Below are 12,317 nucleotides of genomic sequence, written 5' to 3' on the forward strand. Positions count from 1 at the left end.
AGTGAAGGTAAAGAATGTTGAAGGGTGCAATCTAAATTTTCAGATAAAGTCATAAAAAAATGAGCGTATTTACATACACTCATTTTTACTACATTTTACTAATATTTGCTTAACTGACTGGCATTACACTTTAGTGGGCTTTTTTATTTGCTGGAATTAACATCAATCCACCAGTAAACATCGCCCCAACTGTCGCTAATAATATATCTTTATGGGCATCCCACATATCACCTTGCTGACCGTTATAACTTTCCGCCTGTTCAGGTGATAAGCCAATGGCGATCAGCCATTCAATCCATTCATAAATCAGACTGGTTGCCATCACAAATTGAATGACTAAAAGAAAAATGGTGAATGGTTTTTGCTGGGGTAACCAGACCTGAAACAGTCGATAAAAAACAGGATAGAGCAACAGGCCAAAAACCAGATGCACAAAACGGTCAAACATGTTGCGAGACCAGCCTATGAGAGCATTTAGGTCAAAGCCAAACAGTGTCTGAATCCAGTCATTATAAGGCACATAAGAATATAGATAATGTGCTGCAACGATATGGATGAATAAAAACAGAATATACAGATTAAAACTAAGAAAACTGAGTCCGATTTTATACAGGCAGAAAATCAGCATACCGATCATAAATAGGGTACCGGTCTGATGCAGTAAATAGGATTGCATTTCCAGAGGCTGAATGCTGGCAACAATGATCGCAGCCACCAAAACCCCCAGGCTGATCAAATGTTTGCCGCTCAATCGATGATCTATCATCTTGTTATCTGTCGTTTTGTTTTAAAGTTGAAAATAATTATAAATAAAAAAAGCGAAGCCGGAGCCTCGCTTTTGGTCTTAATTATCTAAATTAGATTTTAGAAATTAAGTCTTTAATTTGTTTTGCCTGGTCAGCAGCATTACCTGTATAAGTTGCAGGGGTCATTTCAGCCAGACGTGCACGGTCTGCAGCAGGAACTGCTTCAAGCTCATTACCATTCACGAAGCTCACCATCATGTCACGAGTCATCGCTTGACCACGAGTCAGTGCTTTCAGTTTTTCGTATGGTTTTTCAACGTTATAACGACGCATTACTGTTTGGATTGGTTCAGCCAGAACTTCTTGTGCGTGGTCAAGATCTTCAAGAATACGAGCAGCATTCAGTTCAAGTTTACCGATACCTTTTAAGCATGCCTCAAACGCGATCAAGCTTTGTGCAAAACCAACACCCATGTTACGAAGCACAGTAGAGTCAGTTAAGTCACGCTGCCAGCGAGATACAGGCAGTTTTTCGCCCAGGTGAGCCAATACGGCATTTGCAATACCCAGGTTACCTTCAGAGTTTTCAAAGTCGATTGGGTTCACTTTATGCGGCATGGTAGAAGAACCCACTTCGCCTTCTTTCAGTTTTTGTTTGAAGAAGCCAAGAGAGATATAACCCCAAACGTCACGGTTAAAGTCGATCAGGATGGTATTGAAACGACGCAGTGCATCAAACAGTTCCGCCATATAGTCGTGCGGTTCGATCTGAGTGGTGTACGGGTTGAAAGTCAGACCTAAAGATTCCACGAAAGCTTGTGAGTGAGCAGGCCAGTTGATTTCTGGGTAAGCAGAGTAGTGTGCATTGTAGTTACCTACAGCACCGTTGATTTTGCCCAGCAATTCAACATTTTTGAACTGTTTGATTTGACGAGCCAGACGGTAAGCCACGTTCGCCATTTCTTTACCCAAAGTGGTTGGGCTGGCAGTTTGACCGTGAGTACGAGACAGCATTGGCTGTTCAGCGTGAGTCTCAGCCAAAGCCACGATTGAATCGATAATTTGTTGCATAGACGCGATTAAAACATCACGGCCATTTTTCAGCATTAAAGCATGAGACAGGTTATTGATGTCTTCAGAGGTACATGCAAAGTGAATGAATTCACCCGCATTTTTCAGCTCTTCAATCCCTGCAATTTTTTCTTTCAGGAAATACTCAACCGCTTTCACGTCATGGTTTGTAGTACGTTCGATCTCTTTAATGCGGTTGGCATCTTCTTCAGAGAAGTTTGCAACAATCGCATCAAGTGCAGCACTGGTTTCAGATGAGAAAGCTGGCACTTCAGTGATTTCAGGACGGTTGGCAAGCGCTTGTAACCAACGCACTTCAACAGTCACACGAGCATGGATCAGACCAAACTCAGAAAGAAAAGGGCGCAGCGCATCACATTTGCTAGCGTAGCGTCCATCTAATGGAGAAAGTGCAGTTAAAGCGTTCATATCGATTCCCTAAATTTTGGAATTAAACGAAAAACGGTGCGCGTACAACAACATGGTTTAGATCACCTGAAACTGTAAGCGCGCGAGATTTTGGATATCCTGTAGCAGCTTGCGCTTGCCAAAAATCATGCCCCATGAACTGCCACCAAGCTGACGCCATAAGTGCGCCATCTGCAGTCCAGTAAAGAGTGAAGCACGGATGCGGTTGGTATGACCGGAATCTTTAAAGGCTTCAGCATTGCCACGCACCATGATCCGCGGATTGATCTGTCCGGCGGTATCGACATAGGTTTGAGCGAGATTGGCAATGATGCTGGGGTGCATGTAATTGTTATCGAAGAAGGAGAGCTGTCTGAGGATTTTTTGCTGGGATTGTTCGATGATTTCAACAAACTTGGGATTACTATAGACCTTCTTTTCTAACTGAAGAAGTGCCATGGCATAGGACATTGGAAGCTTGGTCGATGAAAGTTTTGGAAGTCGGGATTTTGGGGAAGTATTAAAAGGTTGGGTAATGCTGCTTTCCAGGGTTTTTAAACCGAGGGAAATATCGGCCAGCTGATTAAAGAAGTCTAAGGTCTGGGCATTTAACTTGCCGCTTGGACGGATATTTAAACTGGCTTTAATCAACTGCTCAAAATAGAAATTACCGCTTTCACCAATGCTTTGCTGTCCCGTCAATGCAGTCATATGCGTCAGCTGAGTGGCCTGAAAAACCCCCGCCAGCGCCAACGCACGATTTTGACGAACATTCAACGTTGTAGCTTGTTGAAACGGTAACTCCGTCATGCCGAAATCATCCTTTAATAAAATCAGGTTTAGGCGCATTGGTATGATGAATCACGCCACCACCTAAACAAACTTCACCTGAGTAGAATACAACGCTTTGACCCGGGGTCACAGCACGTTGCGACTCATCAAATTCAACACGAACACCATTTGGTGTTTCTGGATCCTTGAAAATAGTACACGCTTGGTCAGGCTGACGGTAGCGGGTTTTTGCCGTACAGCGGAAACCTGATTCAGGAATATCCTGTTCACCGGCTACCCAGTCAATCGCTTCAGACCACAATATGGTACTTTGCATCAGTGGATGTTCATGACCTTGACCGACCACCAGACGGTTACCTTCGATATCTTTATGCAGCACAAACCAGGCACCTTCTTCCGCGCCTTTCATACCGCCAATACCGATCCCGCCGCGTTGACCGAGCGTATAGTACATTAAGCCGTGATGATCACCAACCTCTTTGCCATCTTCCAGCACGATTTTTCCAGGTTGAGCCGGTAAATATTGCTTTAAGAAGTCATTGAAGCGACGTTCCCCAATAAAACAGATACCCGTAGAATCTTTTTTCTTGGCTGTTGCCAGACCTAATTCTTCTGCAATTTTACGTACTTGTGGTTTTTCAATTTCACCGACAGGGAACAGGGTCTTATTAATTTCACGACCATGAACCGCATGCAGGAAGTAAGTCTGGTCTTTATTATTGTCATAACCACGCAGTAATTGAGCATATTGCTCACCACGTGAATTGGTCATGGTCTCGCCGCGACGACAGTAGTGACCGGTGGCAATAAAGTCGGCGCCGAGATTGATCGCATGATCCAGGAAGGCACGGAATTTAATTTCTTTATTACACAAAATATCCGGGTTTGGCGTACGGCCAGCAGCATATTCAGCCAGGAAATGCTCGAACACGCGATCCCAGTATTCCATCGCGAAGTTGGCAGTATGCAGTTTAATCCCGATCTTGTCGCAAACGGCTTGTGCATCGGCAAGATCTTCCATTGCCGTACAATATTCTGTGCCGTCATCTTCTTCCCAGTTTTTCATGAAAAGACCTTCAACCTGATAACCCTGTTGAAGGAGGAGAGCTGCAGACACAGATGAATCTACACCACCAGACATACCGACGATGACACGTTGTTGCATAGGATTAGGCATCCAAATTTGAAATTAAGGGAGAATTTTGATGCTCGTAAATGAGCGATAAAGGATAGTGTTTGCCAGCTTGGGCATCCTGCACGGCTTTAATCACCAATGGGCTGCGGGCACGTGCGGTTTCCACCAGTTCATCCAGCGTCATCCAGACTGCACCGACAATACCGGTATCCAGTTCAGCATTTTCATCATGGCTGATGGCTTCTGCTCTCAAACAGAAACGGAAATAGGTACGATCCGGGAACATCGGTGGGGTATAGGTATAGATGCCGATCAGATCAGTGACATTAACCTGATAGCCGGTTTCTTCCATGGTTTCACGAATAGCTGCTTCGACAATGGTTTCACCTGCCTCCACATGGCCTGCTGGCTGATTGAATACGGTATGGGTGACACCTTCAGTATGTTCTTCAACGAACAGGAATTTTCCATTTTTTTCGACGACAGTTGCAACAGTGACGTGAGCAGTCCAAGCGGTCATAAAGGAGCACCATGGAATAAAAACTGTATTCTACAAAATTTAGGCGGCGGTGGCTATGTCGATACTCGGGATTTTAATTTAGATGATTAACAATAAAGGTATTTGGCGAAAAAGAAAGCGTAGAATATAATGAGTACATAAAATACTAAAACAGTAATATTTGCATTCTACGCTTTAATATAAGAATTTGATTTAAAATAAAATTTAATAAAAATTAGCAGTATTTTATAACAATTAAAATAAATAACAGGCTTTATAGGACAGGATTCCAATGAAATTCAGAACAGACATTAATGGCCTCAGAGCAATTGCCGTGATTGCAGTCATGCTATTTCATTTTAATGCGGCCTGGATGCCTGGCGGTTTTGTTGGAGTAGATGTCTTCTTTGTGATTTCAGGCTTTTTAATGACTGGAATCATATTTAAAGATTTAGAACATGAAAAATTTTCTATTCTGAAATTTTATGTGGCTCGTGCGAATCGGATTATTCCAGCTTTGGCCCTGCTATGTCTGGTATTAATGATTTTTGGCTGGTTTTATCTGACACCTTTTGATTACAAGTTATTGGGTAAGCATGCTGCGAGTAGCATGACTTTTTTATCCAATATCAGTTACTGGAAGGAATCCGGTTATTTTGAGGCAGGCACTCACGAAAAGTGGTTATTACATACCTGGTCACTTTCCGTCGAATGGCAATTCTATATGATTTATCCGCTCGTTCTCATTGCCATGCGCAAGTTCATGTCCATCCAGACCATGAAATTTATGCTGCTGGCAGGAACAATTTTAGGATTCATCCTATCAATAATCGCTACCTACAAATGGCCAAATCCGGCTTATTTCCTGTTACCTACCAGAGCCTGGGAAATGATGATCGGGGGAATTGCTTATCTTTACCCTTTGAACTTGCAGGAAAATAAGAAAAGGTTGCTGGAAGGAACGGGATTGGCACTTATACTGGGGTCTTATTTCTTCATTTCAGCAGAAGATTTGTGGCCTGGCTATCTGGCAGTTTTTCCTGTTATCGGCACTTTTCTGATGATTCAGTCACATCGAAATGACAGCGTTATTACCAATAATATTGTGTTTCAAAAATTAGGGACCTGGTCTTATTCTATTTACCTCTGGCACTGGCCTTTGGTGGTGCTGATCTATATCTACTCATTGCCTGAATATTATGTGTATGCCGGAATAGTACTTTCTATAGTGTTAGGTTTTCTGAGCTATAAGTATATTGAGCAGATTAAATTACCTTCATACCATCAATGGAAAGATATTTATCGTATAAAACCACTTTATTTTTCTCTAGTGCTCATGAGCTTAGGAGTTACTTTAAATATATTTAATGGTTTTAATACAGATCTGCGCCAAGGTGCAGCCTCAGAACAGGCAAAATTTTTAGATTATTATAATGAGAAATTCAAAAATCTAAGGGATGCGTACTGGCTAAAATGTGATACTTACGTGAGCCTGACCGAGCATAATAGTTATGATCCTGATCCGGTCTGTATCACGAAACAAAAGGAAGGCGGGGTGTTCTTATGGGGAGATTCTCATGCTGAGGCACTTTCTTTAGGGCTGAGGACATTACTGAAATCCAATGATATCCCTTTTTATCAGAAAACCTCTTCCATTTGCCGCGCATCGCTGACCGAGATCAACTACCATAAAGGAGCTTATAAAGAAGCCTGTGATTATTCGAATAAACTGGCACTAAAGAGCATCGCAGAACTTAAGCCCAAAATTGTGGTCATCACCCAAGCTCTGAAACACGACGAAACCAATTGGGAAAATATCGGGAAAAGTTTGCTTCAGCTTGGCGTATCCAATATCGTCATTGTGGGGCCAATTTCGCAATGGAAACCTTCACTTCCTAAAGTCATGGTGAAACCGAAAAACTGGAATAGTGCTGAAGATTTTATATTTGATGCCGGACTGGATTTAAGAGCAGTTCAGGTAGACGAGAAAATGAAAAAATTACAATATCCTCAGGGAATTACCTATATATCTCTTATTGATCATCTATGTAAAAAAAATGATCTTCAGCAACAATACAAATGTCGGATTCGGGCAGCTCAAGGAGAAGACCTGCTTCAGGTGGATTATGGACACCTAAGTGAATCAGGCTCTCTATTTGTGGGGAATACCATACTGTCAAAATATTTATTAAATTTATATTCTCAGAGTGTGACTACAAATCAATAAGTTTATTTCCTGAGAGTGATCAGCCACCTGTTGAGGTGGCTTTTACGTATATAAGTTTAATTAAAATCATTCATATTGAATACTTCAGTGATCCCGCAATCACGCACAAACTGTTCATCGTGTGAAACTAAAATCACAGCGCCTGTATAAGATTGAATTGCACTTGCCAACAAAGCTTTAGACTCAATATCCAGATGATTTTCTGGCTCATCCAATAATAAAAGTTCGGGTTGAGGAGAGACCTGGCTAAGACCTAATAACGCCACTTTCAGCTTTTCACCACCACTTAACTGAGACAAAGGATAAGTACCTTTATCACCACGAATTCTGAGTTGGCCCAACAGATTACGCCATTCCACTTCCGGAATATCAGGATTCATCTGCCTTAAATTTTCAATCGCACTTAGTGCCTCATTGAGAAAACTAAAATTTTGATCCAGATAAAAACAGTTTCGTGCCAGAAAGATTTGATCCAGAGGTTGCTGCTTTTGTTGGGCGACCAGTTTCAGCAAAGTGGATTTACCAATTCCGTTTCGGCCTGAAATATGGATCTTTTCAGCTGCACTTAAAGCAAGATTCACAGGCTGTGGAGTACCAAAAGGAAGCTTTAACTCTTTAACCCGCAGAATTTCACCAGACTGTGGTTTAAGGTCTGGAAATTGAAATAGCTGAGGTTTTATCTTTTCGAGTTGCTGCTTTTGAAATTTTAACTCAGATTGTTCATTGGAAATTTGCCGTTGGTGCTGTGCCTGAACTTTACCTATACTTTGACCAGCCTGTTCTTTTTTAAAGTCTAAAAGCACTTTGGCTTGGGAATTCGAATCACGTAATTTGTTTCCGGCACGTTCCCGCTTTTGTGCTTTCATTAAAACGTCATGCTGCTTGTGCTTCATCTGTTTAATATCACGCTGACTCTGCTGAATTGACTGTTCGAGTGAAGTGACATTTTTCTGATACTGTTCAAAAAACTCCGCATAGTTTCCTGTAGAGTGCTGTAATCCATGCTCATTTAAATAATAAATATGATCAACCTGATCTAGCAAAGTCCGGTCATGACTAATGATCAATGCACCAGCAGGATGTAAGTTTAAATGCTCTATTAACCATGTCCGTGCTTCACGATCCAGATGGTTGCTTGGCTCATCCAGCAATAAATAATATTCAGGCTTTAAGAACAAGCTACATAAAGCAAGTTTGGTCTTTTGGCCCTCACTCAAATATTGCACAGGAAAGTCCAGATCGGTGGGTAATTGTGCTGAGCTCAACAGTTGCTGCCATTCATGCGGCAAGTGCCAACTATCCTCAAGTAGCTCATAATCCTCGAAACTGGCTGTACCATGTTCAACATTTTTAAAAGCACGATGTAATTGACTTACTTCGAGTGCTTCAGCAATTGTGGCTGCCTTTAACCGATGCAATTGTGGTAGATAGGCATGATGCATTTGCCAGGAAACTTGACCTGAGCAATGTGGAGTAGAATGCTGAGCCTGATGCAAAAGCTGCATAAGCAAAGACTTACCTTGTCCATTACGGCCAATTAAAGCGCTGACCTGAGCTTTAGGAAGGGTAAAATTTAAATTCTGAAATATGACTTTGGACGGGAATTCTAAAGTCAGATTGGATATTACACATGCCTGTTGAGTCATAAATAACCTCATAAATACAGGATGCACAAAATAAACAAGAGATTTTTTCTAGAAAAGATCAAGCCAGACGATCTATTTTGCACATCAATCTAAAAATAATCGTTGATGAGAAAAATAGACTTACTTCATTGGCGTGACTCACTTATAAGAGAAGGGGAATTCGGACCTTATTTTAATACAAATAAGCTTGCTTAAAAATAGATCAAATTAGGATTGTTTATTCACTGTATTGAGGCTGATTTAAGTGAATTTCAGGATTTTAAGAATATGAGGTAATTTACTTGAAGTGGAACGAGTAAGTTTCATTTACACTATGCGGCTAAAGTCTTCCCTATTCTGCTTTTAAAGGATTTTTTTATGTCTGAACTTAAGCTCTACATTACTTTATTGGGCGGCAAGCATGAAAAAGCCAATGTAGAAGTACATGATGTAGTTCCGGTCATTAGTTCAGATATTAAGACGGCTTTTCCATATCTGAAGGAACAATGGTTTGGTTTGCAAAAAGGCCTGCATGTCGATGGTTGGATGACGATCAATGGTGTCAGCTATCAGGATCTGAATTATCAGGTTCAGGTGACAGACACACCTGTAAAACAGGATTTAAAATTATTCCTGATCAATCTGGGTGCTTATGTGCCAGATCAGTTTGGTGAAATCCATAAATATCTGGTAGTTGCTGCTAAAAATAAAACTGAAGCTAAAGCACAAGGTAAGCTGGCTATTGAAAAGACCTGGTTTAAACCTCATACCGATGCCGTGATTGATGTGGATGATTGTTTAGAACTGAACAGGATGGACCAGAAATTTGTGCATCTGGTAGAGGGAGACTTTGAAGCCAATAGTTTTAAGAATGATTATGTGGTTATTCCTTGATTTAAATAAGGCTACATAAAGTAGCCTTAGTTTGTCGATTTATTTGTAGTTACCTGAGACTTTTACATAGTTTTGTGCTGAATAAGGCAAGAAAGCTATTTCCTTTTCAGTCAGTGGACGCGCTTTTTTGACTGGACTGCCTACATACAAGTACCCACTTTCTAATACCTTATTCGGTGGTACCAGTGAACCTGCTCCAATCATCACATCATCTTCAATAATCACGTCATCTAGAATAATTGTACCGATACCCACTAAAACACGATTACCGATGATACAGCCATGTAATTTTACATGATGACCAATCGTCACATCTTCACCAATAATCAGTGGTGAACCTTCAGGTTTATCCGCCTTTTTATGACTCACATGCAACATGGAATGATCCTGTACATTCGAGTTCTTGCCAATACGAATATGATTCACATCACCACGAATTACGGCAAAAGGCCACACAGATACATTTTCGCCTAAAACGACATCACCTACGACCACCGCCATCGGATCGATATAACAGGAGTCAGCGACTTGCGGGCGAGTATCCAGATAAGGGCGAATGTTTTGGCTCATGTCAGTATCATCCTGAAAGTTTATAAGCATTATAAAATAAAAAAGCACACATTCGATGAATGTGTGCTTTGGCTTTAGTAAGATCTAATATTGATAATAAATATTAGAACAGGTTACTAAAGAATTGTTTGATATGATCCAGCATGCGGGCAAAGAAACCAGCTTCTTCAACTGCTTTCAGTGCAACAAGTGGTTTCTCAGCAATCACTTTGCCGTTTAAAGTCGCCACATATTTACCTACGACTTGACCTGGTTGTAAAGGCGCAGTCAGTTTAGGCTGAACGACCAATTGAGTCTTGATGGCATTGGCCTGACCTTTAGGCATAGTCACGTTAAAGTTTTCTGCAAGTCCGATCTGAACTTCATTTTCCTTACCAAACCAGACTTTAGACTTGGCTAGAACCTGTTTAGCGGGTTGAACATTTTTGGTTTCAAAGTTCGCATAACCCCAAGCCAGAAGTTCACGTGTTTGTGATGCACGTTCATTCATGGTTGGTGCACCAAAAATCACTGAAATCAGACGAGTCGGACCGCGTTTTGAAGAAGTCGTTAAGCAGTAACCGGCTTCATCAGTATGACCAGTTTTCAAACCATCTACACTTGGATCAGTATAGAGCAGGGCATTACGGTTGCCTTGCTTAATCCCGTTAAAAGTAAACTCTTTTTCAGAGTAGATTGGATAGTATTTTGAACTGTCTTTGATGATGTGCTGAGCCAAAGTTGCCATATCTTTCGCAGTCGAATAATGGCCTTCAGCTGGCATACCAGTCGAGTTGATGAAGCTGGTATTGGTCATGCCAATCCGTTTCGCTTCTTGGTTCATCATATGTGCAAAGGTACCCTCGTTCCCTGCAATATGTTCAGCCATCGCCTTAGATGCATCGTTACCAGACTGGATAATAATCCCGCGCAACATTTCTAGTGCAGTCGCCGTACCATTTAAAGGCACATACATACATGATTCTGCACTGCTACCACGGCACCATGCAGATTCATTCATGCGAACCTGTTCATCTTCAGTCAGCTCACCACTTAATAACTTCTGCTCGATGATGTAACTGGTCATCATCTTGGTCATTGAAGCAGGGGCTAATTTTTCATTTTCATTTTTTGATGCGAGAATTTGCCCTGTCTCGTAGTCCATTAGCACATAAGATTTATTATTCAATTCTGGTGGTGCAGATAAGACAGTTGCTGCAAAGCTAAAACTAGGAATTAATAATAATGCAGCAAGGGCAGTTTTTTGGGTCATTTCTAGTGGGTTCCAATATCTTGATGTAAGCACGAAGAGCCTAGCATTTTAGGACAAAGCTAGGCTGACTTCTATGGGAAACCCGGGGTTATTTCAAAAGTATTGTAAGCAATCACGCAAAAAGTGGATTATTTACTGTAGCTCACCAACTCATTGCAAATGGCCTGATTCTTTTTCTTGCCAGCCTTTTTGGCATCACTCTGTGCTTCGGCCAGAATGTTACGGAAATCTGACTGTTTTACCATCTGGTTCAGGCGCTCAACCGGATTTTTTTGGCCGGGCAAATATTCAGTCACCAGCTGGTTATACCCCTGATTGAATTTTGCTTTGTCTTTGACCATGCTTGGGCAAATTTCAGAAAGGACATAAATTGCAGCTAATTCTTGCTTGGTGATTTCCTGACTCGGGGTGACTTCAATATTTTCATTTGCTGCATAAACCGAGCTTCCCCAAAGTGTCATACCAGCAACAACAGATAAACTTAAACTTTTAATTAATGTATGTTTCATCAAAAAACTCAAAAATTACATGTAGAACAATAATTTGTTAGCTTAAAGATATTTTCAAAATTGAAAAGAGGGGAAATGTAGTGAAGCTGTAGAATTATGAAGAAATGTGTAAGAGAAAAAAGACGATGCTGGCATCGTCTCATTTCAGTGAGAAAGACCTTATTCCTGATAAGCTAAAACGTCTTCACACGCTGTTTTTTGTTCGTCTTTTGCAGTCTGTTTTGCACCTTGACGTGCTTCTTCAAGCACAGTCTTGTATTCACTGTCTGCCTGAAGTTTTTGATAGGTCATCGATTTGTCTGAGTATTCTTTTAGATAAGATTGAATCAGCTGCTGAATCGTTGTATCGAATTTTGCATTCTGACCAATAATGCCCGGGCATACTTCAATCATTACCTGTGCAGATGCGACATCTTCTTTCACGATCATGTCATTTTCTTCAGCTGTCAAATCATTGGCAATAACTGCAGGAGAAACAAAAGTTGCCAAACTTAAAGCCAAAGTACCCCAAAGAGAGAATTTTTTCATCATCTTAAGCCATATGTATTAATGGATATCGTGCTACAAATATATATAATTCCTGAACTAA

Annotated in this window: 12 protein-coding genes; 2 read left to right on the forward strand and 10 right to left on the reverse strand. The window is 41.0% G+C overall.

Annotation, left to right across the window (positions count from 1 at the left end):
• Positions 1-130 precede the first annotated feature (130 nt).
• From FTV13_RS13400 to FTV13_RS13420, 5 genes are all read right to left on the reverse strand, one after another.
• Positions 131-766 (reverse strand): DUF2238 domain-containing protein, encoded by a 636-nt coding sequence (locus FTV13_RS13400; protein ID WP_125278405.1) that lies wholly within the window; start codon positions 764-766, stop codon positions 131-133.
• A gap of 91 nt (positions 767-857) precedes the next feature.
• Positions 858-2,246, reverse strand: coding sequence for an adenylosuccinate lyase (gene purB, locus FTV13_RS13405; protein WP_180012297.1), 1,389 nt, complete (start codon positions 2,244-2,246; stop codon positions 858-860).
• A 57-nt stretch (positions 2,247-2,303) separates the two neighbouring features.
• Positions 2,304-3,035 carry a high frequency lysogenization protein HflD gene (gene hflD / locus FTV13_RS13410; RefSeq protein WP_004782648.1) on the reverse strand — a complete coding sequence of 244 codons (732 nt, stop codon included), beginning with the start codon at positions 3,033-3,035 and terminating at the stop codon, positions 2,304-2,306.
• A 7-nt stretch (positions 3,036-3,042) separates the two neighbouring features.
• A complete protein-coding gene (gene mnmA / locus FTV13_RS13415; RefSeq protein WP_034703632.1) occupies positions 3,043-4,182 on the reverse strand; it encodes a tRNA 2-thiouridine(34) synthase MnmA in 1,140 nt (379 codons plus the stop codon).
• 4 nt (positions 4,183-4,186) lie between these two features.
• On the reverse strand, positions 4,187-4,672 hold the full coding sequence (locus FTV13_RS13420) for an NUDIX hydrolase (RefSeq protein WP_180012299.1): 486 nt from the start codon (positions 4,670-4,672) through the stop codon (positions 4,187-4,189).
• A 271-nt stretch (positions 4,673-4,943) separates the two neighbouring features.
• On the opposite strand from FTV13_RS13420, the gene FTV13_RS13425 reads away from it, so the two are divergent.
• Complete coding sequence (locus FTV13_RS13425; RefSeq protein ID WP_180012301.1) at positions 4,944-6,878, forward strand: acyltransferase family protein; 1,935 nt, start codon at positions 4,944-4,946, stop codon at positions 6,876-6,878.
• Between the two features lie 56 nt (positions 6,879-6,934).
• On the opposite strand, the gene FTV13_RS13430 is transcribed toward FTV13_RS13425, so the two are convergent.
• Positions 6,935-8,524, reverse strand: coding sequence for an ATP-binding cassette domain-containing protein (locus FTV13_RS13430; protein WP_180012303.1), 1,590 nt, complete (start codon positions 8,522-8,524; stop codon positions 6,935-6,937).
• Between the two features lie 357 nt (positions 8,525-8,881).
• Between FTV13_RS13430 and FTV13_RS13435 the strand changes: the two genes are divergently transcribed.
• Positions 8,882-9,397: a DUF1543 domain-containing protein gene (locus tag FTV13_RS13435; protein WP_179992258.1), complete on the forward strand. Its 516-nt coding sequence runs from the start codon at positions 8,882-8,884 to the stop codon at positions 9,395-9,397.
• Positions 9,398-9,436: 39 nt separating this feature from the next.
• Here FTV13_RS13435 and FTV13_RS13440 read toward each other — a convergent pair whose 3' ends face one another.
• The 4 genes from FTV13_RS13440 to FTV13_RS13455 all read right to left on the reverse strand — a co-directional run bounded on the left by FTV13_RS13440 (position 9,437) and on the right by FTV13_RS13455 (position 12,259).
• Positions 9,437-9,967, reverse strand: a complete 531-nt coding sequence (locus tag FTV13_RS13440; RefSeq protein WP_179992259.1) for a gamma carbonic anhydrase family protein — start codon at positions 9,965-9,967, stop codon at positions 9,437-9,439.
• 103 nt (positions 9,968-10,070) lie between these two features.
• Entirely contained in the window at positions 10,071-11,219 is a 1,149-nt protein-coding gene (dacC, locus tag FTV13_RS13445; RefSeq protein WP_004782636.1) for a D-alanyl-D-alanine carboxypeptidase PBP5/6, read from the reverse strand.
• A gap of 128 nt (positions 11,220-11,347) precedes the next feature.
• A complete protein-coding gene (locus FTV13_RS13450) occupies positions 11,348-11,728 on the reverse strand; it encodes an MCR_0457 family protein (RefSeq protein ID WP_004782633.1) in 381 nt (126 codons plus the stop codon).
• Between the two features lie 159 nt (positions 11,729-11,887).
• Positions 11,888-12,259: an MCR_0457 family protein gene (locus FTV13_RS13455; protein WP_004782632.1), complete on the reverse strand. Its 372-nt coding sequence runs from the start codon at positions 12,257-12,259 to the stop codon at positions 11,888-11,890.
• Positions 12,260-12,317 lie beyond the last annotated feature (58 nt).

It is taken from the genome of Acinetobacter sp. YH12235 (assembly GCF_013417705.1).
Taxonomy (GTDB): domain Bacteria; phylum Pseudomonadota; class Gammaproteobacteria; order Pseudomonadales; family Moraxellaceae; genus Acinetobacter.